The organism is Vibrio sp. Vb1554, from assembly GCF_033344235.1.
The window spans coordinates 42,394-64,761 of the sequence record NZ_JAWPOJ010000013.1 but is presented as its reverse complement, the minus strand read 5'-3'; the positions used below and the strand labels follow the sequence as shown (position 1 = coordinate 64,761).

Annotated in this window: 23 protein-coding genes; 21 read left to right on the top strand and 2 right to left on the bottom strand. The window is 45.0% G+C overall.

Annotated elements, in window-relative coordinates:
- Nucleotides 1–99: 99 nt before the first annotated feature.
- Together R8N28_RS12805 and R8N28_RS12800 are read left to right on the top strand one after the other, a co-directional pair.
- Nucleotides 100–723 carry a tetratricopeptide repeat protein gene (locus R8N28_RS12805; protein ID WP_054701274.1) on the top strand — a complete coding sequence of 208 codons (624 nt, stop codon included), beginning with the start codon at nt 100–102 and terminating at the stop codon, nt 721–723.
- Nucleotides 724–765: 42 nt separating this feature from the next.
- Nucleotides 766–1,320 carry a hypothetical protein gene (locus R8N28_RS12800; RefSeq protein WP_017636126.1) on the top strand — a complete coding sequence of 185 codons (555 nt, stop codon included), beginning with the start codon at nt 766–768 and terminating at the stop codon, nt 1,318–1,320.
- Nucleotides 1,321–1,438: 118 nt separating this feature from the next.
- Here R8N28_RS12800 and nrfA read toward each other — a convergent pair whose 3' ends face one another.
- Entirely contained in the window at nt 1,439–2,866 is a 1,428-nt protein-coding gene (gene nrfA, locus R8N28_RS12795; RefSeq protein ID WP_025998734.1) for an ammonia-forming nitrite reductase cytochrome c552 subunit, read from the bottom strand.
- 164 nt (nt 2,867–3,030) lie between these two features.
- On the opposite strand from nrfA, the gene nrfB reads away from it, so the two are divergent.
- From nrfB to R8N28_RS12720, 15 genes are all read left to right on the top strand, one after another.
- The gene (gene nrfB / locus R8N28_RS12790) at nt 3,031–3,633 is read left to right on the top strand and encodes a cytochrome c nitrite reductase pentaheme subunit (protein ID WP_053306575.1); all 603 of its coding nucleotides are present in this window, start codon (nt 3,031–3,033) and stop codon (nt 3,631–3,633) included.
- A 1-nt stretch (nt 3,634) separates the two neighbouring features.
- A complete protein-coding gene (gene nrfC / locus R8N28_RS12785) occupies nt 3,635–4,321 on the top strand; it encodes a cytochrome c nitrite reductase Fe-S protein (protein WP_017636123.1) in 687 nt (228 codons plus the stop codon).
- Nucleotides 4,318–5,289, top strand: a complete 972-nt coding sequence (gene nrfD, locus R8N28_RS12780) for a cytochrome c nitrite reductase subunit NrfD (protein WP_005386801.1) — start codon at nt 4,318–4,320, stop codon at nt 5,287–5,289. Before nrfC ends, nrfD begins: the two co-directional genes overlap by 4 nt.
- 9 nt (nt 5,290–5,298) lie before the next feature.
- Complete coding sequence (locus tag R8N28_RS12775) at nt 5,299–7,206, top strand: heme lyase CcmF/NrfE family subunit (RefSeq protein ID WP_065274669.1); 1,908 nt, start codon at nt 5,299–5,301, stop codon at nt 7,204–7,206.
- Complete coding sequence (locus tag R8N28_RS12770) at nt 7,184–7,717, top strand: DsbE family thiol:disulfide interchange protein (RefSeq protein ID WP_065274668.1); 534 nt, start codon at nt 7,184–7,186, stop codon at nt 7,715–7,717. The genes R8N28_RS12775 and R8N28_RS12770 overlap by 23 nt, the downstream gene beginning before the upstream one ends.
- The gene (nrfF, locus tag R8N28_RS12765) at nt 7,704–8,114 is read left to right on the top strand and encodes a heme lyase NrfEFG subunit NrfF (protein ID WP_025767282.1); all 411 of its coding nucleotides are present in this window, start codon (nt 7,704–7,706) and stop codon (nt 8,112–8,114) included. The genes R8N28_RS12770 and nrfF overlap by 14 nt, the downstream gene beginning before the upstream one ends.
- Nucleotides 8,115–8,260: 146 nt before the next feature.
- On the top strand, nt 8,261–8,437 hold the full coding sequence (locus R8N28_RS12760) for a hypothetical protein (protein ID WP_020480909.1): 177 nt from the start codon (nt 8,261–8,263) through the stop codon (nt 8,435–8,437).
- A 271-nt stretch (nt 8,438–8,708) separates the two neighbouring features.
- Complete coding sequence (locus R8N28_RS12755) at nt 8,709–9,305, top strand: GTP cyclohydrolase II (protein ID WP_025767283.1); 597 nt, start codon at nt 8,709–8,711, stop codon at nt 9,303–9,305.
- 174 nt (nt 9,306–9,479) lie between these two features.
- A complete protein-coding gene (locus tag R8N28_RS12750; RefSeq protein ID WP_047103250.1) occupies nt 9,480–10,742 on the top strand; it encodes an imelysin family protein in 1,263 nt (420 codons plus the stop codon).
- 92 nt (nt 10,743–10,834) lie between these two features.
- Complete coding sequence (locus R8N28_RS12745) at nt 10,835–12,217, top strand: di-heme oxidoredictase family protein (protein WP_065274667.1); 1,383 nt, start codon at nt 10,835–10,837, stop codon at nt 12,215–12,217.
- Between the two features lie 10 nt (nt 12,218–12,227).
- Nucleotides 12,228–13,265, top strand: a complete 1,038-nt coding sequence (locus tag R8N28_RS12740; protein WP_005376849.1) for an imelysin family protein — start codon at nt 12,228–12,230, stop codon at nt 13,263–13,265.
- Nucleotides 13,246–14,328 (top strand): DUF1513 domain-containing protein, encoded by a 1,083-nt coding sequence (locus R8N28_RS12735; protein WP_005376850.1) that lies wholly within the window; start codon nt 13,246–13,248, stop codon nt 14,326–14,328. Before R8N28_RS12740 ends, R8N28_RS12735 begins: the two co-directional genes overlap by 20 nt.
- A gap of 153 nt (nt 14,329–14,481) precedes the next feature.
- Nucleotides 14,482–16,023 (top strand): L,D-transpeptidase family protein, encoded by a 1,542-nt coding sequence (locus R8N28_RS12730; protein WP_005376852.1) that lies wholly within the window; start codon nt 14,482–14,484, stop codon nt 16,021–16,023.
- Nucleotides 16,024–16,189: 166 nt separating this feature from the next.
- A complete protein-coding gene (locus tag R8N28_RS12725; RefSeq protein ID WP_031778936.1) occupies nt 16,190–16,738 on the top strand; it encodes a DUF882 domain-containing protein in 549 nt (182 codons plus the stop codon).
- Between the two features lie 129 nt (nt 16,739–16,867).
- Nucleotides 16,868–17,524 carry an MBL fold metallo-hydrolase gene (locus R8N28_RS12720; protein WP_065274666.1) on the top strand — a complete coding sequence of 219 codons (657 nt, stop codon included), beginning with the start codon at nt 16,868–16,870 and terminating at the stop codon, nt 17,522–17,524.
- 18 nt (nt 17,525–17,542) lie between these two features.
- Here R8N28_RS12720 and R8N28_RS12715 read toward each other — a convergent pair whose 3' ends face one another.
- Nucleotides 17,543–18,208, bottom strand: a complete 666-nt coding sequence (locus tag R8N28_RS12715; RefSeq protein ID WP_065274665.1) for a DUF2982 domain-containing protein — start codon at nt 18,206–18,208, stop codon at nt 17,543–17,545.
- 273 nt (nt 18,209–18,481) lie between these two features.
- On the opposite strand from R8N28_RS12715, the gene R8N28_RS12710 reads away from it, so the two are divergent.
- From R8N28_RS12710 to R8N28_RS12695, 4 genes are all read left to right on the top strand, one after another.
- Nucleotides 18,482–18,886, top strand: coding sequence for a hypothetical protein (locus R8N28_RS12710; RefSeq protein ID WP_005376863.1), 405 nt, complete (start codon nt 18,482–18,484; stop codon nt 18,884–18,886).
- Between the two features lie 414 nt (nt 18,887–19,300).
- The gene (locus tag R8N28_RS12705; protein ID WP_017636112.1) at nt 19,301–20,392 is read left to right on the top strand and encodes a TRAP transporter substrate-binding protein; all 1,092 of its coding nucleotides are present in this window, start codon (nt 19,301–19,303) and stop codon (nt 20,390–20,392) included.
- A 115-nt stretch (nt 20,393–20,507) separates the two neighbouring features.
- Nucleotides 20,508–21,047, top strand: a complete 540-nt coding sequence (locus R8N28_RS12700) for a TRAP transporter small permease subunit (RefSeq protein WP_053306570.1) — start codon at nt 20,508–20,510, stop codon at nt 21,045–21,047.
- 12 nt (nt 21,048–21,059) lie between these two features.
- Nucleotides 21,060–22,346, top strand: coding sequence for a TRAP transporter large permease (locus tag R8N28_RS12695; protein WP_005376871.1), 1,287 nt, complete (start codon nt 21,060–21,062; stop codon nt 22,344–22,346).
- Nucleotides 22,347–22,368: the final 22 nt, after the last annotated feature.

Here is a 22,368-nt window from a genome sequence, read left to right as displayed (position 1 = left end):
AAAGCCGAGCCTTAGTTGCTCGGCTTTTTTGTATCTGTATCAACGCATTTAAAGTAAGAAATGCGTACACTGACGTTATCTTTGTTTACAGGACGTGTTATGTCTGTTTGGTTTTTCGCTGCCATCACTCTGATGGGGCTGTTTATCGTACTCTTATCACTGAGTGCATCAAAAGTTAAACCTGCTCAATGGTTTGGCTTTTGCCTGTTAGTACTTGTCGTGACGAGTGCCAGTTTCTTATTGCTGCATCAAACTCCGCCTAAACCAATACAAGCGGAAATGTCACGAATGATGACTGCTCGTGACATCATGAAAGAGATTCAAGACCAGTTGCGTGAAGATCCGAACAACGCTGAATTGTGGTTCCAACTCGGGCAGGGCTACCTGCTAGAGGGGGAATTTGATGGCGCGCTGATTTGTTTTGATTACGCGATCCAACTGACTGAGCCAGTCAGTGCCACGCAACTTGCCGCAAAAGCGACGACCTTGTACTACATTCACCAGCAATCAATGACGCAAGAAGTTAGCTTGCTTTTGGAGCAAGCTTTGCAGATAGAACCGCACAATGAAGCCGCTTTGTCTTTGATCGCAAATGATCATTTTCTGTCATTCCGATTTCAGGAAGCGATTGATGCCTGGGTACTATTATTAGATTCTAATGATCCAAATTTAGATAGGGTGCAAATCATTAACTCTATTAACAAAGCAAAAGAGCTGTTGTAAGCGTACAATTTAACAAGCAATAGAGGGAAAGGTGGGCAACGAATGAAAAATAAAGCACTAAGCATATTGGTTTTGCTGTGCGGCTCTGTGCTGGCGGGTTGTAGCTCTTCCGATCATTCTGGCTCTTCCTCTACGGTTTATTATTCATCGGGTTACTACGACCCGTGGTGGTACGATCATGACGACTACTGGATTTATTACTATCCGGGCTGTTGCGATAACGACGATGAATACAAAGAGAAACTGGAAGAGTGGTGGAATGGTTTAGATGAAGACCAACAGCAATCCATCAAAGACAAAATCGAAGATTGGAAAGACGACGATATGTCCGCCAATATCGATAACATGAAACGCCAACTTGACGATCATTGGCAATCACTGCCTGACGAGCAAAAGCAAGAGATTCGAACCCAATGGGAGAATCGTCCGGAGCATATTGAACCAGCGACTTTACAAGGCAAGGCGGTGAAAGAAAAGGTTCAACAAAGAAAAGCATTACCGGAAACGAAGATCCAGCGTCCAGTTGCTCGTCCAAATGTGCAGATACCTAAAGCACGTCCAAATATTCAACCTAGACCTAGGCTTCCTCGTCGCTAGTACATTCGATTTTTGTCTCTCGATAGAATCAGGATGAAGAGATAAAGATAATAAAGAAAGAAAAGGGGCGTTCAGTACGCCCCTTGTTGTATCTATAAGTTAACCGTTGCCAGTTAGACTAATACGTGGCTTCGCGTTCAGCTGCTGCTTTATCCCACTCTGGCGCTACTGTTTCTAGGAAGTGTTTCTTGTCTGCGTTCATCTTATCCATATCCATGCCCAGTGCTTGTTGTGCTTTCGCCTTGGTCGAGATATCTGGAATTTGAACAGGGTCAGTAATGCCTTTGGTTGCCAGTAAACGAACCAATTTGGTACGGGCGTCAGCAGCGCGGTCAACTGCAGTACCTAGTACTTCAAGTGCTACCTCAGGAGCATGCATGTGAACACCGTGAGAAGCAATCGCGTAGTCCCAACGCCATTGTGCATGGCGAATATCTTGTAGGATAGGTTCCATCTCTGCTTCTGTTGCACCTGCTTTCCACGCTGCTCCTGCTTCAAAGTGTGCCGCTACGATTTGCTTCTCGGCGGTTAGCTTCATGTTCAGTACTTGCGCTTTGCGAGTCGAGACGATGCCTTGTAGCTGCTCTTTAGTTTGGGTATGGCATTGCGCACAGGTGTCTTCAAAACGATCAAATGGGTTACCCACTTTGTGGTCTGTGTACACCGTACCGTCTTCTTTGGTCACTTTAGGCATGTGGCAGTCCACACACACCACTTTGTTTTTACCATGAATACCCGCTCTCCAAGTTTCGAAACCTGGATGTTGCGCTTTTAGCATCGGCGCTTTAGATACGGCATGCGTCCAATCTTTGAAATTCAACGCGTCGTAGTATTTCTCCATGTCATTAACGGTGGTGCCCATATCCCATGGGAATTTAACCGCTTTAGTTGGGCCGGTGAAGTAGTATTCAACGTGACATTGAGCGCAGACCGATGCTTGCTTATCTAGGCGAGACTGTTCATCAAAGTTTTTACCAATAGTATCAAAAGCACGCTCGACGTATGGGCGAGTCAGTGCTAGCGCAGGTTCGCCTTTCTTGAAGGCTTCAGAGCCTGTGTTGTGGCAATCGGAACAACCGATAGGGTTGACGATTTCTGAGCCTAAGCGTGCCCATTTACCTTCGAAATAACCGTCTTCACCACGTTCATCAATCACGCGAGCAACGTCTGGGCTTTTACAGCTCCAGCACGCCATCGGCATAGGCCCGGACTTCTCGTCGGTTGGTGCGCCGGTACGTAAGGTTTGGCGAACATCATCAAGTGCGTAAAAGTGACCGCGCGCTTTGTTGTAGTCTTTCGCGAAGCCATAACCTGCCCACAGGATAACCATGTTTGGGTCTTCACTTAGAGCATCTTCAATGTGCTCACTTTCGGATGTTGCTTTCCAAGAATGGTATTGATCAGGGTGGTTCTGTTCAAAGACATCGTTACGAGGATCGATAAAATCTTTCTCTTCTGCCGCTAACGGAGCGTCAACCAAAAATAATTGGCTGGCGAATAAGGTCGCAACCGCAATAGGTGCGCTCATCCAGTGTTTTATGCTCACAGTGTTATCTCCATATTCGTTTTTATTAGCAGCGTTGTGGCTTTCCGAAATAAGAATTGATGTCATTTGAAGATCTAAAAAATATCTTCAGAGGAAATTAATTGTCGCTCAAATAAATAATTGAGAATAGTTATCAATTATTATCGAGCTAAGGAAAGAACAATATGGGCAATATAAAATTGACCATAGAGACAATGCTGAAACTTCTCTTCGTCTTTGCCATCTATGGTTTCTCCATCGCCGCCCATGCGACTTCTTCAGAGCCGATTGAAGGTGCTCAAGCTGAGCGTCATCAAGTCGAGTTGATCCGTGACCGTGACTACAAGTGTCTGCAATGTCATAAGGATGCAAAAGAGACTCTGAACCTTTCGCATGACCCGCAAGCTCTACTCAGCCAAGGGAAGCAACTTAATTGCACCAATTGCCATAGCAACATTGGTCCCGACCATCGTGAAGGTGCGCCTGATGTGATTAAGTTTTCTGCCGCGCAATCGAAAGAGGTACACGACAAAGTGTTCCTTGATCCAAGCATGATTCTTAAAGCCAACGGCCAATGTGTGGATTGCCACGCACCGACACAGCTGAGAGAAAGCCACTGGACGCACGATGTGCACGCCAAAAACCTCACTTGTTCAAATTGCCACGATGTACACGCAGCGAAAACCAAAGCGTTGTCGTACGACAGAAAACAACTGATCAAGCAGTGTGTGGATTGTCACTCTGAATTTGCCGTCGAACCTGAACTTGCCAAAGAAGAGGAGAGATAGCATGAAATGTTCGAGAAGAAACTTTTTAGCCGGCAGCGGCGCGTTGATTTTAACTACTGGCGTTGCAGGCACTTCCGTTGTTAGCTCCTCTCTCTATGCCAGCAACAGTGAACAAGCGAAACGCATGGGTATGGTTCATGATGAAAATGCCTGTATTGGCTGTACCGCTTGTACCGATGCTTGTCGCGAAGTAAATAAAGTCCCTGAAGGCGTAACGCGACTTAAAATTCATCGCAGTGAACCGATTGGCGAATTTCCAGATGTGGAATACCAGTTTACTCGCGAATCCTGTCAGCACTGTGATAACCCACCATGTGTGTACGTTTGTCCAACAGGCGCTGCATACAAAGATGAAGCGACCGGCATCGTGGATGTGCACAAAGAGAAATGTGTCGGATGTGGTTATTGCCTTGCCGCTTGCCCTTACCAAGTGCGCTTCTTTAATCCAGTCGATCACTCTGCGGATAAATGTAACTTCTGCCGTGATACCAACCTAGCGCAAGGTAAACAGCCAGCTTGCGTGGAATCTTGCCCAACAAAAGCACTCATCTTTGGTGATTTGAATGACCCAACTAGCGAGGTGAGCAAAGCTATCGAAAGCCATGTTGTCTATCGCGATAAATCGCATTTAGGTACGCAACCTAAACTGTACAAAATTCCGCATAGCAAAGGGGAGGTGTCATCATGAACGGCTTCGAAAGTGCATTCCACTTTGACTCGTTAGTCTGGGATTGGATCATCGCGATTTACTTATTCCTTGCTGGGATGTCAGCAGGTGCGGTGATGATTTCTATCTATTTAAAACGCAAAGTGATTGAAGGTGATCCCGCAAACAACGGCATCATGAAAGCTATGGCTTGGCTTGCGCCATTTGGCATCATTGCTGGGTTGGCAATTTTGATTTTCCATTTAACCAAGCCTTTAGAGTTTTGGAAGATCATGATCTACTACAACCCAACGTCTGTGATGTCGATGGGCGTGATCTTGTTCCAAGTGTACATGCTGGTGCTGTTTGTTTGGATCGGCGTTATCTTCCGCCATCAAATCATCAGCTTTTGTGAGGGTAAGTTACCGAGCAAACTGTTGGATTTTGCCGATGGCATTTTGATTAAGGCGGGGAAAGCCAACAACGCAATTGAATTGTTCTTGGGCTTCTTAGCCATCGTGCTTGCAGCGTACACTGGCTTTCTATTGTCTGCATTGAAGACTTATCCAATGCTAAACAATCCAGTACTGCCAATCTTGTTCCTGTTCTCTAGTTTGTCCTCGGGTGCAGCGGCATGCTTGATGTTCGGCATCTTGGTGTTTAAAGAGTCGACCAGCAGCCCAAGTGTGTCTTGGGTGCACGGATTTGAACGCCCTGTAGTGTTGTTTGAGTTGTTTGTCTTAGTGACATTCTTTACTGGACTGATCTTCAGCGGTGGTCAGAACGAAGTCGCGGCTTGGAATGCTATTTCGAGTGGATTCTGGGCTCAATGGTTCTGGGTTGGCGTAGTGTTCATCGGCATGATTACGCCTTTGACTCTCAATTGGTTAACGCCTTCAGAAGTGCGCCACAAAGGCAGTTACGTTTTTGTGGTCACGACGTTGAGCTTGGTTGGCGTACTTATGCTACGTACTTTCATTCTCTATGCCGGTCAAATGACCATAGTGTAAGGGGGAAAAATGGAGGCTGAGCTAGGGTTCTTCTTACTGATATTGGTGGCTGTAACATCGACTTGTGCATCGTTGCTGCATTGGCTACGTCGTGCTATGGGTAAGAAGGCGACATTGCCGCATCAAGTCGCGATGTCCCACATCATTAGCTTAGCTTCCATCATTTGTTTAGCACTTCTGATCGTCTGCTTCGTGCAAGACAACTTCGCGTTGGAATATGTTGTTACGCATTCCAACAGTCAACTTCCCGTGGCGTTCAAAATTGCTGCCGCTTGGGGTGGGCACCAAGGCTCCATGTTGTTTTGGGTCGTCACCTTGAGTTTATGGGCGTCGTTTATTGCATTTAAGTCACCGCTCAACGCCCAATATACTTGTGACTGTTTAGGAATCATGAACGTTCTTATTGCGACATTTGCTTGGTTCACGTTAATGACCTCTAACCCGTTCGAGTATGCCCAAGTATTGGCGTCGGAAGGACGAGATCTAAACCCAATGTTGCAAGATGTTGGGCTTATCATTCATCCACCATTGCTTTATCTCGGTTATGTCGGTTACGCAGCAATATTAGCTTTTGCATTAGCAGCGCTATTGGGTAAACAACCGATGAGCGATTGGTATGTGGTTGCTCGAAGCGCAGCGTTTTTTGCATGGGGAACGCTCACGTTGGGTATCTTGGTGGGATCATGGTGGGCGTACAATGAGCTAGGGTGGGGCGGCTGGTGGTTTTGGGACCCTGTGGAGAACGCTTCTCTACTCCCTTGGCTTACTGGTACTGCTTTGTTGCACAGCGGTGTTGTCGCAACACGTAACAGAGGCGCAATTTGGAGCTCCTATGCACTGGCGTTTGCTACGTTCAGCCTAAGCATTTTAGGGACATTCGTGGTGCGCTCTGGCGTGCTGACTTCAGTGCACGCTTTTGCGGTGGACCCAACTAAAGGTTTGGTGCTGATTGGTGTATTGAGCTTGCTTGTCATTATCACTTTTGGCGTACTGATTTTGCGAGGAGAACAACTCCCTCGTTTCAAACTTCAATCTCTAGCGAGCCGAGCTTACACTGCTTATATCGCCAAAGGGCTGCTGGTTATTGCGACTGCCATCGTTTTTCTTGGCACTTTTTATCCGATGGTTTATCAACTGCTCGGTTTAGGGAACATTTCAGTTGGCGCACCTTACTTTAATAGTCTGATCTTCCCATTAAGCATACTGGCTCTGATTGCCTTAGCATTCATGCCAGTGCTGAAATGGACAAAAGGCACAGTTCCGAGTGTAAGCGGTGATATCGCGATCAGTATCGCGTTATCTCTAGTCTCTGGGATCGGGTTTATGTTCTCAGTGAATGCACTGCATTTCGAAGTATTGTTAACCATAACGTTGGCTACTTGGGTGATTGTGGCGCATCTCGTTATGCTGTTTCGCTGCTCCAATAAGCGTAAACTCATGCCAATCGTGATGGCACATATCGGTTTTGCACTGGCGGTGAGTGGGGCTGTATTCAACAGTCACTACTCATATGAACACAATTTACGTGTCGAACCTGGCAGTTCTCAACAAAGAGCGGGGATCACTATCGATTATCATGGTATCGAATGGCTGGTGGGGCCAAACTACACCGCGGAACAAGGACAGATCACCTTGCACTTGGAAGATGGCCGCATGCTCAATTTCAACCCGCAAAAGCGTCATTACCCTGTGCGAGTGATGAATATGACCGAGCCTGCGATTCGTTCACTATGGCATGGCGATTATTACGTGACATTGGGTGACAAAGTCGATACTTATGCTTATGCGATTAAAGTTCAGTACCGCGCAGGTATTTGGTGGATATGGTCTGGCGGGCTACTAGCTGTGTTTGGTGCGCTATTAACAGGCTTAAAGAAAAGGAGAGAGGCTATCAATGCGATCGAGAAATACGCTTAAACTCGCAGGTCTCGTTGTGGCTGTTGCCGTGTTTGCTGTAGTAACTGCGGTGGCTTTGTCTGAGCGACCACATGTTGAATTGTCCCCACAACGAAATTTAGAGACACCTAATTTTCGCTCTACTTCTCTGATCTCTGATGACATGGTTTCTGAGCAGCTGTTCAAAAGCGACGGATATAAATTATTGAATGTTTGGGCATCTTGGTGCGGAGCATGCAAACGAGAGCATGAAGAGTTATTGCAGTTAGCAGAACTCGGTGTGCCTATTATTGGGCTGAATTATAGAGATCAAAAACAAGCCGCTCGTGAATATTTGAGCTCTAAACGAAATCCATATATTGAAGTAATTAGTGACCCTAATGGAAAGCTTGCTGTGGAGCTAGGTGTTATCGGAACGCCGGAAACTTACTTGATTGATCAAAATGGTCGTATATTGATCAAATATCGTGGGGAGCTAACGGCAGATAAATGGAACGATATATTTTCAGGATACTTGAATGTTTCGATTTAATAATCTTCTCCTCACTTTAATCCTATTTATACTATTTTCTCCTTTCACGAGAAGTGCGGATATAGAACAGAATGTTGATCTGTTTGAATTTCATTCTGTTGAAGTGCAACAGCGTGCAACCTCGTTAGCCAAGACCTTACGCTGCCCGCAGTGTCAAAACCAAAACCTTGTCGAGTCTAATGCACAAGCGGCTAAAGACCTGAGGTTGAAAGTGTATACGATGGCCAATGAAGGCAGCTCAGATCAAGAAATAAAGGACTATCTAGTTGCTCGTTATGGGAATATTGTTCTGTATCAACCACCATTAAATTATTCCACGGCGCTGTTGTGGATCTTTCCTGTGCTATTTTTGATCTTTTTTGTCTTATATTCGATCCGAATGGTGAAGCGTAATTAATGTGACCGTTATTCCACTATTAAAAATAAATTGTGCACTTAACAAGCAGAATGTTATCATTTTTCCGAATTTATGAAGTTTCCAGTATAAAGAAAATAAAAATTTTGAGCTGGATAAGTAATAAAAGAACGAAATAGGTGCACGCAGTGGATTCAGTTATATTACAACTTAAAAAAGACTTCTATTCGCAGATTCGTGCATTGCAATCACCGAACCTGCCTCAAGTTACTTCAACGCTCGCCGTGTTGACCGACGAGGAAATCCAAGAACTCGAAGCAGTTTGGATTGAACTCGCCGTTTGGAAGCGCAGTCAGACCCATTAAAAGATAGACCAAACGACCTTCTTGAAACCCCAGACAAAATTTGTCTGGGGTTTTTTATTGTAGTTTTTTTAAATTGTTATAATATAACAATTGTTCAGTTGGAGAGTGTTTCTCTTTTGCTGTCTTGAGTGGATAACTGCCCTCAATTGTGATCTCTATATTGCAAAATGCGGTATCAGTCCCCATAGTTGAAGAGCAACGAGTAAATCCCATGAATGCAATAACGAAAACGCACCAAGCGCATCAAGCAATAAATCGAGTGAGTATAGATATGGCGGAAGTACGTGCCAGAGTAGATTTTAAAGTCGGGGCAAAAAGTAACATTGATGCCGAAATTCTGTCTTTCCATGGTCTGAAGACAGACAAAGAGCATGTTGCTATTATCTTTAAACAAGCGGACCAAACTCAGGACATGCCTTTAGTTCGTATGCACTCTGAGTGTTTGACAGGCGATGTGTTCCACTCTTCACGCTGTGACTGTGGTGAGCAACTAGAAGAGACGATCAATCGCATGGGCGAGTCCGGTGGTATCATCTTGTATCTCCGTCAGGAAGGTCGTGGTATTGGTTTGTACAATAAGATCGATGCATACCGCTTACAAAGCCAGGGCATGAACACGTACGAAGCTAACAACCATTTGGGCTTTGATGATGACCTGCGTGATTTCACAGAAGCAGCACAAATGCTAGAAGCTTTAGGCGTGAATAAGATCCGCCTTGTGACGAACAACCCTAAGAAAATCCGTGAGTTATCTGAGTACGGAATTGAAATTGGCGAGGTTGTCAATACCTCTGCACATATCAAAGATGGCAACGAAAATTATCTGAAGGCAAAAGTCTCTCACGGAAAACATGACCTAAAGGTTTAATCCTAAAGATAAAACTGACAATAAAGTCTGTGAAAAACCTCATTTTTATGAGGTTTTTTTGTATCTGGAGTTGCAAATAAATTGTAAATTTGTATTATCTCGAGACTAAAGTGCAAATAAGAATAATTAGCACTACCAATACGATAATTGAAAAGCTCAACAAGGATGCTTCAGATGAATGCAAAAAAAGTTTTAGTCCAATCTATTGCTGCATCACTCCTCATTGCCAGTGGTTCTACCGTTGCTGCCACTGTAACTAAACAACAAGTAGTCGAACATTACGCGGACGTTGCCCATGCTGTGTTTGCTGATTCAGTAACAACAGCGAAGGCGCTTGACGTAAAAATCGACGAATTTCTAAAATCACCATCAGCGAAAAAGCTTGAAGAAGTAAAACAAGCTTGGCTAGATTCTCGCGTGCCTTACCAACAGTCTGAAGTTTTCCGTTTTGGTAACGCGATTGTTGACGATTGGGAAGGTCAGCTGAACGCATGGCCACTTGATGAAGGTCTGATTGACTACGTAGCAGCTGATTACCAATACGAATTGGGTAACGAGGGCGCGGCTGCCAACATCATCGCAAACACAAGTCTGCAGATTGGCGCTTCTAAACTGGACGTTTCAAAAATTACGCCAGAATTACTAGCAGATTTAAACGAAGTAGGCGGTTCTGAGGCAAACGTTGCATCAGGTTACCACGCGATTGAATTCTTGCTTTGGGGTCAAGACCTAAACGGCACTAACGCGGGTGCAGGTCAACGTGCTTACACTGATTTCGTTGTCGGTTCTGAGTGTACGAATGGTCATTGTGACCGTCGTGGTGAGTACCTAAAAGCAGCCGCTGATCTACTGGTTCAAGACCTTGAGTGGATGGAAAAGCAGTGGTCTGCTGAAGTGAAAGGTAACTACCGTGAAGAGCTACTAAACGAATCTGCTGATAATGGTCTTCGTAAGATGCTATTCGGCATGGGTTCTCTTTCTCTAGGTGAGCTAGCGGGTGAGCGCATGAAGGTGGCACTAGAAGCGAACTCAACTGAAGACGAGCACGATTGTTTCTCAGACAACACGCATAATTCTCACTACTACAATGAGCAAGGCATCTACAACGTTTACACAGGTACATACAAAGGTGTAAACGGCAAAGAGTTATCTGGTCCAAGTATTGCTGATCTTGTTGCTCAAAAAGATAAGAAAGCGGCGAGCGAAATTCAAAAACAGTTTGATACAACACTTAGCCAAGTTGGTGAGCTAGTGACTTCTGCAGAGAAGAACAACCAGCACTTTGACCAACTTATTGCAGCGGGTAACGCACAGGGCAACGCGCTAGTAAACGACACCATCATGTCGTTGGTAGCACAAACCGGTGCGATTGAGCGCGCGGCAAGCATTGTCGGCATCGATAGCCTAAGCCCTGATACTGCTGACCACGAGTTTTAATAAGAAAACCATAATAAATAAGGGCTCTTTGTGAGCCCTTTTGCCGTTTGAGCTCGTTGTTATCACCCTTGTTGTCTATGTAGAGCAATGATATGAAGCCATACCTAATTTCTGCGCTAGCCGCGATCCTTTCTTCTTCTGCCATGGCTTACGATGTTAAGTCCGGTGGCAAAACCAGTGTTAAAAAAGACGGCGCGAATGCCTATTCTCTTCCTGCTGCTAACTTGCCAATGAGCAAACGCCTCGACTTTAGCGTAGGTAACAGCTTTTTCCGTAACCCTTGGGTACAAGCGCCAGCGTCAACGGACGCTCGTGATGGCTTAGGCCCGCTTTTTAACACCAATGGTTGTCAGAATTGTCACATCAAAGACGGTCGTGGTCATCCGCCAGAGAAAGATGATTTACATGCCGTGTCTATGTTAGTGCGCTTAAGCATTCCTGCGATGACGCCAGAACAAAAGAAAGCTTACATCAAAGATGGCGGCATACCTGAGCCGACTTATGGTGGCCAGCTTCAAGATTTCGCTCTGCAAGATCAAACGCCAGAAGGCAAAATCGAAATCACTTACACCGATGTCCCAGTGAAATTTAAAGACGGTACGACGGTGACGCTAAGAAAACCTCATTTGAACATTACCGATCTGGGTTACGGCGATATGCACCCAGATACCGAGTTCTCAGCACGCGTGGCACCACCAATGATCGGCCTTGGTTTGTTGGAGAGTATTCCCGACGAAACGCTACTTGCTTGGGCTGATGAACAAGATGCCGACAAAGACGGTATCTCAGGCAAAGTCAATAAGGTGTGGGATATTGAAAAGGACGACTTCTCGATTGGTCGTTTTGGCTGGAAAGCAGGACAACCGACGCTAATGCAGCAAAATGCAGCAGCATTTAATGGTGATGTGGGTCTTACGAGCCATTTATTCCCAAATGAAAACTGTACCTCGAAACAAAGCATTTGTGACGACATGCCAAATGGCGGCAAACCTGAAGTGAGTGAAAATATTCTCGACTTCGTAGAGTTTTACAGCCAACACTTAGCCGTACCTATTCGCCGTAACATCAATGAGCCTAGCGTGAAACTTGGTCAGCAAATCTTTGCTGCGTCTGGTTGTGAAAGCTGCCATAAAACCAGTGTTAAAACGGCGAAGCGACCAGAGTTACCAGCGCTTTCTGAGCAGCTTATCCATCCATACACCGACATGCTTCTGCACGACATGGGTGAAGGCTTAGCCGATAACCGTCCGGAATACTTAGCAAACGGCCGTGAATGGCGAACGGCACCGTTGTGGGGTATTGGTTATACCGAAGAAGTAAACGGACACACGTACTTTCTACATGATGGCCGCGCTCGTAACCTGATGGAAGCGGTGTTGTGGCACGGCGGCGAAGCTGAAACGGCGAAACAAAATGTTTTAGCTCTGAACAAAAAAGAACGTGATGCTCTCATTGCGTTTCTGAACTCTCTATAAGGAAGCAACCATGAAAAAAACACTGTTAGTGAGTGCGATTGCCGCAACGTTAAGTTTGGTTGGTTGCCAATCGACCATCGGTTCGAGCTCAGCCAAGCCTGAGAGTACAAGTCATATTTCTCAAAGCGTGTACGAGGTTGAGTTTCAATCAGCTCAGACGTTTTTAGCGCAAACCACAGAACTTGAACAGCGCTTCGCGGATTACTGCGCATCAGAGTCGAAAGATGATGCACAAGTAAAACAGCAATGGCATCAAACGATGCTTGCGTGGATGGCATTACAAGGTCAAGAACGTGGCCCTGCTACGGCGTTGGAGCAAAGCTGGAATGTTCAGTTTTGGCCAGATAAAAAGAACACCACTGGTCGTAAAATGTCTGTACTGACGAAATCTGATCAAGCTTGGAGTGCAGAAGGTATCTCCACCCAAAGTGTCACCGTGCAAGGTTTAGGTGCATTGGAATGGCTGCTTTACGATAAAGCGTCGACCTTATCTAGCAATAGCAATACCTGTGTGACAGGCGTAGCGATTGCAGAAAACCTCGATAACAAAGCGCAGATCATCGCGGATTCTTGGGCAGAGAACCCTTGGAAAGCGCTAGAGATGACGGAATGGGAATCTGAGTACATTTCACTGCTCTCGAATCAGCTTGAGTACAGCATGAAGAAGTTGAGCCGACCGCTAGCGAAGATTGGTAAGCCTCGCCCGTATTTTTCAGAATCGTGGCGTTCAGAGACCTCACTTTCAAACTTAAAAGCCAACCTTCAAGGGATGGAAGCGTTGTACTTTGCGAACGGAAATGGTCTAGATGCGCTACTAAGAGAGCAAGGCCATGCAGATCTCGCAGACCGTGTTGTTCATCAGTTTGAAATGGCGTTAGAAACTTGGCCAGAAGATAAGAGCTTGTTTGCTGCACTACAAACAAAAGAAGGCTATCGCATGGTGCTTGCTCAATACAATAAGCTAGAGCAATTGAAGTACCTGATTCACGAAGAAGTGGCAATCGAGCTTGGCGTAGTTATAGGATTTAATGCAACCGATGGTGACTGATCAAACCCGCCGAACTTTGCTGAAAGCCGCTCTATTCGGGGCGGCTACACCTATGATGCCATTTGGTTGTTCTTCAACAAGCTCACGTGAGCCTGCGTTGATCGGCTGCTCTATCATTGGCCGAGATAAATATGCAGCGGTGGTGGCGGATGAGCATGGTATGCCGCTATCTTCATTGCCGATTCCTGAGCGTGGTCACGGTGTGGCAACCAACCAACAAGGCCACGCCGTAGTTTTTGGTCGTCGACCTGGTACTTTCTTCATGGTGTTTGATTATCGCTCAGAGCAGATGATCAAACTGCAACTAGCAACGCCAAATCGCCATTTTTACGGACATGGTGTTTACTCCCATGACGGCACGTTGCTATTTGCCACAGAAGGGGAGAGGGGGACAAGCCGCGGGATCATTGGTGTTTATGATGTACAGAAGCAATATCAAAAGATCGATGAGTTAACAGGCTTTGGCCTTGGCCCTCATGAAGTGATCATGATGCCTGATGGCGCATTGGCGATTGGCGTTGGTGGCGTACACACTAATGGCCGTGAACCTCTCAATCTTGATAGCATGAGACCGAGTCTGAGTTACCTTTCACAAGAAGGGGAGCTATTGGATCAAGTGTCTTTACCGGATCATAAGTTGAGTATTCGCCATTTAGCTCATGATGGTGCGGAAACCGTGCTTTGTGGGCAACAATATCGTGGTGAGCCGGACGAGTATCCAGCCTTGATCGCCATGCACACGCGTGGTGGTGAGATGCAGGATCTACAAGCTGATCCTGAAGAGTGGGCGCGTTTCAATCACTACGTTGCGAGTATTGCAGCAACCGATGAATGGATCTTAGCCACTTCGCCTCCGGGCAGTTGTTATGGTATATGGTCTAAATCTACGGGCAAATTGGTCGAGCTAAGTGCGTTACCAGATGCCTCTGGTGTTGTGGTCTATGGCGATGAGTTCCGAGTCAGTTCTGGGGCGGGAAAAGTGGTAGAGCAAAGACCTGAGGAGTCAAAAAGTACCTTCGCAAGCGGAGTGCAATGGGACAACCATTGGTCGAGAATTATCTAGAAAGATCATTGAGTAATTACTTATAGAGAGTTTTGTTGTCGTTTTCGGCATCAGATTCTTAATTTTAAACCTGCAAGCTGTGAGATATTTGCCATACTTTTTATTATGGCAAGTAGCGCAAGGATCATTTCAGTGTTTGCTAGGGTTTTAATCATGACGGCACTTCTGGTGCCGTTTTGCAGCTTTTCCACCGTCGTTTCTCTCGAAGCTTCAGCGCAAGTCGAGCAAGAGGGAGCGGTACAAAAGCTGTCTGTAGAAAAAATGATCCATTATCCAGAGGTGATTGATCAACTGTATCAAAGCACCAATTACCGTTTGAACTGGGAAAATGAAAGTGATATTGAGCAGTTTCTTTTTCAAGTAAACCTGGTTGCACTTGCGGATGTCACCGATGAATTCGAAAATCAACTTCACCGGATAAACCAAGTAAGGTGGCAGGGAGATAATCTCGACTTCGATTTAGTGATGACAGATTCACTCTTGATGTACCTTAGTTATCTTGAGCAACTCCCCGAAGAAGGGATTAATTGGCTATTTACAGACAAAGCCCATGTTACGTTACCCGCTCCTAGCATCGATACTTTATCGGTTCTGAGTAATGAGATTACGGTTGGCAAACTTGGTCAGTTTTTGGCAAGTCTCCGGTCTCCATTACAAACAGATGATGCTTTCTACTCCGCCTATTCTTCGCTATCGGAACATTCTCAGTACCAATATCCTGCCTATCAACAAACTGGGCTAGCACGTGTTGGCGATATATTAGAAAACAGACCCCTATTGATTGAGCGAATGGAGATCGTAGGCGTAGATGTTTCTTACTTGGATTTAGTCACTGAAGAATATGACGAACAATTAGAGCTTGCGATAAAAGAGTTCCAGCGTATTCATGGTTTGAAAGAAGATGGCGTTATCGGCCCGAATACCATTCGATGGATCAACTTTTCTCCTCAAGAGCGATTGCATCTGCTGGCGTTGAATTCTGAGCGTTCAAGAATTTGGTCGAAAGAAAGGGATAATGTTGTCTTTGTTAACGTGCCTGGATACGAAGTCACGTATTGGCATGATGGTCAACCCTTGTTTGAGTCTAAAGTTGTGGTAGGGAGAGCATCAAGAAAAACGCCCATCATGTCGGTAGCACTGGATTCAGTTATTCTCAACCCAACTTGGAACGTGCCTTGGACTATCATGGTTAAAGACATTATTCCTAAAGTAAAACGTAATCCGATGTATTTGATTAACCATAACATTCAAATCATTCGGTCTTGGACTTCGAACGAAATTATTGACCCTACAACCATCAATTGGGCAACGGTGAATCCGAGAACATTTCCTTATCGTATGCGACAGGCGTCGGGCTTACAAAATGCACTGGGATTGTACAAGTTCAATATGCCTAACCCACAAGCTATTTATTTGCATGACACGCCAAGTAAGAACTTGTTTGAACAGGACAGACGCGCATTCAGCTCAGGATGTGTTCGTGTAGAACATGCAGACCAGTTAGCAGAACTTCTGTTCAAAACTCAGGGGTTGGAAGAACGTTTAGCGAAAAAGCGAGAAAGTTCTCGTCGGTCTAACACGTCAGTTCCTTTGGGAGAGCGCATTCAAGTACACATCATTTATCAAACAGCATGGTTGGAAGAGGGAACGCTTTACTACCGTGATGATATCTATAAGTACGATCACCGCAGTTGAAATCTTTAAGGAAAATTTACAAAACGAAGAATTCTCTTTTCGTTCAATAATTAAGCAATAATTACTGCATCTGAAAATCAAGATGGAGCGTTTTATGCATTTGACGTGACAAATGTGTTTGGTTAATGTCCACGACTTGTCTAGTTGTTGAGCACTGTATTTTGAAATGGTAAGTCGTAACTTTTCCCGCCGAGATTTCCTTAAAATGACCGCTGGTGGTGTGGTGTTGGCGTCTGCCCTGCCATCATTTTCTTGGGCTTCACTCCCTGACGAGCCACGTGCGCTGGCGATGAACAATCTTAATACTGGAGAGATCCTCGAAACATGCTATTTCGATGGAAAACGATACATTAATGATGAACTTCAAAGGCTGAATGAGTTTTGTCGAGACCATCGACGGAATGAGGTTCATCCGATGGATCGACGCTTGTTCGATCAAATAAGCCAAATTCAAAAGTTAATTGGTACAGAAGCAGAGGTGATCGTCATTTCAGGTTACCGTTCTCCTGCCACTAACGCCTCGCTGCGCAACGGGTCTTCTCGTGTAGCGAAAAAGAGCATGCACATGGAAGGAAAGGCCATTGATTTTCGTTTAGACGGCGTGAAGCTTTCAACGGTTCGTGATGCTGCATTAAGCCTAAAAGCCGGTGGCGTGGGTTATTATCCAGGTAGTAACTTTGTTCATATCGATACGGGAGCTGTTCGTTCCTGGTAGTGCTAGTTGAGACAAGGTTTCTAGTCTCAGAACGTCGTCGATTACCCACAGTTCAAAGCTTGAAGTCGCTAGGCCTTAGTGTCATAGTTGCGGCAGTTTTCATGCAAATTTATTCGGTATAGGTTATCTATGGCTCTGAAATACCAAGTTGTTCCAGTAACATCTTTCTCTCAAAACTGTTCTATTGTCTGGTGTGACGAAACCATGAAAGGTATTGTGGTTGACCCAGGCGGCGATGAAAAGCAGCTCGCTATGCTTATCAAAGAGCTGGGTGTTGACGTGGTAAACCTAGTGCTAACACACGGTCACTTGGACCACGTAGGTGGCACGGAACCGCTGTCTGCACTGCTTGGCGGTACAGAGATTGTTGGTCCTCACAAGGCAGATAACTTCTGGTTGCAAGGTTTGGAAGGTCAGAGCCAAATGTTTGGTTTCCCGCTGACAGAAGCGTTTGAACCGCACCAATGGCTAAATGAAGGTGACACTGTCACTTTTGGTAATCAAGTGCTGAACGTATTCCACACACCTGGTCATACACCTGGTCACGTTGTGCTTTACAGTGAAGAAGCGCGTTTAGCGTTTGTGGGTGACGTTTTGTTTAACGGTAGCATTGGTCGAACTGACTTCCCACAAGGTGATTTCAATACGTTGATTCGTTCTATCAAAGAGAAATTGTGGCCTTTAGGCAATGATGTCACGTTTGTCCCTGGTCACGGCCCTCAATCGACTTTCGGTCATGAGCGTAAAACTAACCCGTTCGTTGCTGACGAGATGCCGCTTTACTAAAAGTGCGTGTACTAAGCATTATTCTGGCTCGGCGGCAGCTAAGTATCGCCGAGTCAGTCCCACAAAATCCTCAGCCTCACGATCTAGATCACTTGCTGATATAAATAGATCGTAGCCATAAAAGCCTCTCTGATACTTCATCCGGTTGGCGAGCATCGCTAACAAACCTTTGTACTCAATCCCATCTCTGTTTATATACGGTTTAGGGTCAAGCACTATATCCTCAAACTTATCTTCACACTGATTTTGTTTCGCGCCTAAGTAAAGCAGTGCTCGCTGGCTGAGGAGAATTTCTGTCGCTATACGAGGGCAGATTGAATTTAAGTAGGGCGAGTAGTGTTTTAGACGCATACCGATCCAAGGTAGCGGTTGGTGCCACCCTTCCTGTTGGTAGCTACAAATACCGATTGACTCAATATTTCGCCATCGGACGACCCAACCTCCTTTAAAAAGGTGTTGCTGAAAGTGAGAAGCTGTCAGCGTAAAAGTGACTTGGCTTTTCTTAATCATCAAGATGGCGAAACCAACGATTGCAGACATCAAAATGACCGACAACATGGCTTGCTTCCATCCCGGAGAAATGGCAACCAAAAACAAAGTGATGAGTGCAACAAGCAACAAAAGTATTCTGTTGATAGGGGAGTCGGGTTTGAAATGTGAATTTGTTAGGTGCAGCGTTTCCATGCTTATAACCTCATCGAATACTTGTCCAAAAATAAGTGGGTAGCTTTATGTGCATTGATTTGCATTTAAAATAAAACAAACCTCTGTTTTTATACCCAGTATTCAATAAATCCGTTCATAAAATATCTGATTAAATAGTAGACGTTCTATGCTTTGAGCGCATTTTTCATCGCGTTTCGCCGCTAAAACCTACAAATTGCTTGTGAATTTTGGTATAAAACGCGCTTCAAATTTTCATCCCTGCTGAGATGCAGTGAACTGGAGAAATATTCAATGAGACTTGCTCATAAGCGTAAAGTGCAGATGAAACTGCAAAAACGCATTAAAGCGACAGTAGCAAACTTAGCTGCAGCACCTAAAGCAGTGAAGCCTGTTGCGGAAAAAGCAGTAGCACCTTCTGTTGCTGAAAAAGCTGTTGCGGAGAAAGTAGTAGCTGATAAAAAAGTAGCTGCAGTGAAAACAGTTGATGTTGCCCTTACTCCTAAGCAACAACAAGTATTAGACATCGTTATGGCGAATGCTGAAGGTATTAACCCTAAAGGCATCGGTCTAGCTGCAGGTCAAGAAGATACTAAAGCGGCATCATGGGCTACTGGCGCACTAAAGAAGCTTCTTGAAGAAAACCTAGTTCAAAAAGAGCAGTTAGCAGGTAACAAAGTTATCTACAAAGCAGTTTAATTACCGCTACCGTTCTAGATTGAATACCTCGGCCGATGCCGAGGTATTTTTTTATCTTGGTATTGGAAATAATGCATTAAGTACTGACTTTAACACTGCCAATAAGTGGTTTGTCACATTTTCTTAAATACTATGTAAATTTTTTGGCAGAAAAATACGTACGTATTGTCTTTTATTTTTATTCATAGATAAAAATATAATTTATTGATTTTGCTATTAACAGTCTTTTGTCATGACGGTTGTCCTACGTACTTGTACGTAATACCTTAGGCTAATGCCTTATTGATGAATTACTCGCTTCTGTGTTCATGCCCATTTCGCATTAGACAACATTGTTACATCTTTTATACCGAATACAGCCAATCCTAATGAAATGGATGACAACAATAACCTTGGTGATAAAGGACGTGAACGATGAGTCTAATCCAAAAATCTTTAAAACGAGTGCTCAAAACAACCGCTGTCGCTGCCGCGATGGCACTCGCAGCGACTTCTGTAAACGCTGCTGAAAAAGTCTATCGTTTAAAGCTTGCTGAAACTTGGGGGCCTAATTTCCCAATTTTTGGTGATACCACAAAAAACATGGCCAAAATGGCGGAAGAGATGTCCAACGGACGTTTGCAAATCCGCATTGATTCCGCAAACAAGCATAAAGCGCCTTTTGGGGTGTTTGATATGGTTAAGTCGGGTCAGTATGACATGGGTCACTCAGCGTCTTATTACTGGAAGGGTAAGGTTCCAAACACACTTTACTTCACTTCTATGCCCTTCGGTATGTTGCCAACTGAGCAGTATGCATGGTTTTACTACGGCGGTGGTATGGAGCTGATGGAAAAAGTGTACTCTCCACATAACTTGATGTCTTTCCCTGGCGGTAATACCGATACTCAGATGGGCGGGTGGTTCCAAAAAGAGATCAAGTCCGTCGAGGACTTACAGGGTTTGAAAATGCGTATCCCAGGGTTTGCTGGTGAGATTTTGGCTGAGTTAGGTGCCAAGCCAACGAATATCGCCCCTGGTGAGCTATATACTTCTCTAGAGCGTCGCACAATTGATGCCTTGGAATGGGTTGGTCCATCGCTGGATCTACGTATGGGCTTCCACAAAATCGCGCCTTACTACTACACAGGTTGGCATGAGCCAGCGACTGAGCTTCAGTTCCTCGTTAACAAGCGTACCTGGAATCGTCTACCTGATGACCTAAAAGCGATTTTGCAAGTAGCCATGAAAACGGCCGCTTACGATATGTACACGCAATCGAAACACGAAAGTGGCAAAAACTGGGCATCTATTAAGTCTGAATACCCAAATGTTGAAGTAAAAGATTTCCCACCTGAAGTAGTAGCTGCGTTGCGAGAAGCAAACGATCGTTTGTTGAAAGAACATGCAGAAAAAGATGCTTTGGCGAAAGAGATTCAAGAGTCGCAAGCGAACTATATGAATCAAGTTCGACCATGGTCAGATATTTCGCACCGAGCGTACTTAAACAGTCAAGCTCAACAATAACGTTATGAAGCAGGCGATGCCGAGAGGTTTAGCCTGCTATCGAAGCCCAAGAAAACTTCATAATGAATGCTCCGCACCATAGCGGAGCGCATCTAAACGTTCCACGGAGTTCGGAATGAGAAGTCTTATTTATATTGAGCGATTATTTAACCGCTTTAGCGATTTCCTCGGATGGTTATCCAGCATCCTGTTTATTTTGTTGTTAGCAAACGTTGTGTACGACGTTGTCATGCGTTACGTGTTTAATGATGTGTCTATCGCATTCCAAGAAATGGAATGGCATCTATTCTCTGCCGTGTTCTTGCTTGGTGTGCCTTACGCAATTAAGTCCGGTGGCCATGTTCGCGTCGACATTTTTTATGAACGCTTATCTTACAAAGCACAATCCATCATCGACATCATAGGCACACTATTTTTCTTATTCCCTTTTTGCCTACTGGTAGCTTGGTTTGGTGTTGATTTCGCTAAGGAAAGTTACGCGTTAGGCGAGACGTCTGGTGACCCAGGTGGCTTACCATATCGTTGGATTATCAAAGCGATGATTCCGCTGTCATTTTTCTTTATGGCGGTGAGTGGTATTGGATTGTTACTTCATTCAATCAACAAAATTGTCAACCCTCATCTCATCTATGCCGGTAATAACGGTAAGTCGTAAAAGGAAGTCATTATGATCGGTATAGTGATGTTTTTTGTTGCGCTCTTTGCGCTTCTATTGGGATTTCCCGTTGCCTTTACTTTTGGTGGTATCGCGCTGATTTTTGGTGTTTGGGCTGAAGGCATCGAGATGTTTGCTTTTATGCCATATCGAATTCAGTCCATTATGGAAAATACGGTGCTAATGGCCGTACCGCTGTTCGTTTTTATGGGGCTAGTGCTACAGAAAACGAAGCTTGCTGAACAGCTACTAGAATCAATGGGGCGTTTGTTCGGTGGCGTTCGCGGTGGTATCGCTATTTCTACCGTGTTAGTTGGCGCATTGCTTGCCGCTTCAACGGGTGTGGTAGGCGCATCAGTTGTTGCGATGGGCTTAATATCTCTTCCTGTGATGCTCAAGTACAATTACGACAAAGGTTTAGCGTGTGGGACTATTTGTGCGTCTGGCACGTTGGGCCAAATTATCCCACCTTCTATCGTGTTGATCTTGTTGGGTGATGTACTTGGCGTACCGGTAGGGGACCTATTTCAAGCTGCGATCTGGCCCGGTATTACACTTGTTGGCGCCTATGTGATCTACATTCTCATCTACGCGAAGTTGAACCCTCAAGCCGCACAGGCGATAGAGCGCGATGAGTCGATCAGTCGTAAACAAGAAGTGCTCACCGCACTGAAAGCTGTATTGCCACCGTTAGCATTGATCATCGTGGTATTGGGCTCCATCTTTGCAGGGATTGCAACACCAACAGAGTCAGCGGCACTGGGCGGTGCAGGTGCGATAATTTTATCGCTATTGTATAAACAGTTTAGTTGGTCGATGATTTATGATGCATCAAAAGAGACAGTGAAAGTAACCGCAATGGTCTTTGCGATCTTACTTGGTGCGACCGCCTTCTCAATGGCATTTACCTACACTGGTGGTGATTATTTAGTTGAAGAGTGGATGTTAGAACTGCCGGGTGAAAAGTGGGGATTCCTTATTATTACCATGGTGGTGATTCTGATTTTAGGTTTCTTTATCGACTTCGTTGAAATCTGTTTTATCATCGTGCCAATTATTGCGCCAGTCGCTGAATTGATGGGTATTAATATGACGTGGTTTGCGATTCTTATTGCGATGAACTTGCAGACGTCGTTCCTCACACCGCCATTTGGCTTTAGTTTGTTCTATCTAAAAGGTGTCGCTCCAGCAGGGGTTACTACGCGTGATATCTACAAAGGTGTGATGCCATTTATCGCGATTCAGATTGTTGTGTTGGCGTCTTTGCTGTTTTTCCCAGGTTTTTACGGTATGAGTTAATCACTCGATAATAAAGAGATTT

Coding starts and splice junctions, on each gene's coding strand:
- R8N28_RS12805 (WP_054701274.1), top strand. CDS start 100: ATGTCTGTTTGGTTTTTCGCTGCCATCACTCTGATGGGGCTGTTTATC.
- R8N28_RS12800 (WP_017636126.1), top strand. CDS start 766: ATGAAAAATAAAGCACTAAGCATATTGGTTTTGCTGTGCGGCTCTGTG.
- nrfB (WP_053306575.1), top strand. CDS start 3,031: ATGGGCAATATAAAATTGACCATAGAGACAATGCTGAAACTTCTCTTC.
- nrfC (WP_017636123.1), top strand. CDS start 3,635: ATGAAATGTTCGAGAAGAAACTTTTTAGCCGGCAGCGGCGCGTTGATT.
- nrfD (WP_005386801.1), top strand. CDS start 4,318: ATGAACGGCTTCGAAAGTGCATTCCACTTTGACTCGTTAGTCTGGGAT.
- R8N28_RS12775 (WP_065274669.1), top strand. CDS start 5,299: ATGGAGGCTGAGCTAGGGTTCTTCTTACTGATATTGGTGGCTGTAACA.
- R8N28_RS12770 (WP_065274668.1), top strand. CDS start 7,184: ATGCGATCGAGAAATACGCTTAAACTCGCAGGTCTCGTTGTGGCTGTT.
- nrfF (WP_025767282.1), top strand. CDS start 7,704: ATGTTTCGATTTAATAATCTTCTCCTCACTTTAATCCTATTTATACTA.
- R8N28_RS12755 (WP_025767283.1), top strand. CDS start 8,709: ATGGCGGAAGTACGTGCCAGAGTAGATTTTAAAGTCGGGGCAAAAAGT.
- R8N28_RS12750 (WP_047103250.1), top strand. CDS start 9,480: ATGAATGCAAAAAAAGTTTTAGTCCAATCTATTGCTGCATCACTCCTC.
- R8N28_RS12745 (WP_065274667.1), top strand. CDS start 10,835: ATGAAGCCATACCTAATTTCTGCGCTAGCCGCGATCCTTTCTTCTTCT.
- R8N28_RS12740 (WP_005376849.1), top strand. CDS start 12,228: ATGAAAAAAACACTGTTAGTGAGTGCGATTGCCGCAACGTTAAGTTTG.
- R8N28_RS12735 (WP_005376850.1), top strand. CDS start 13,246: ATGCAACCGATGGTGACTGATCAAACCCGCCGAACTTTGCTGAAAGCC.
- R8N28_RS12730 (WP_005376852.1), top strand. CDS start 14,482: ATGACGGCACTTCTGGTGCCGTTTTGCAGCTTTTCCACCGTCGTTTCT.
- R8N28_RS12725 (WP_031778936.1), top strand. CDS start 16,190: ATGGTAAGTCGTAACTTTTCCCGCCGAGATTTCCTTAAAATGACCGCT.
- R8N28_RS12720 (WP_065274666.1), top strand. CDS start 16,868: ATGGCTCTGAAATACCAAGTTGTTCCAGTAACATCTTTCTCTCAAAAC.
- R8N28_RS12715 (WP_065274665.1), bottom strand. CDS start 18,208: ATGGAAACGCTGCACCTAACAAATTCACATTTCAAACCCGACTCCCCT.
- R8N28_RS12710 (WP_005376863.1), top strand. CDS start 18,482: ATGAGACTTGCTCATAAGCGTAAAGTGCAGATGAAACTGCAAAAACGC.
- R8N28_RS12705 (WP_017636112.1), top strand. CDS start 19,301: ATGAGTCTAATCCAAAAATCTTTAAAACGAGTGCTCAAAACAACCGCT.
- R8N28_RS12700 (WP_053306570.1), top strand. CDS start 20,508: ATGAGAAGTCTTATTTATATTGAGCGATTATTTAACCGCTTTAGCGAT.
- R8N28_RS12695 (WP_005376871.1), top strand. CDS start 21,060: ATGATCGGTATAGTGATGTTTTTTGTTGCGCTCTTTGCGCTTCTATTG.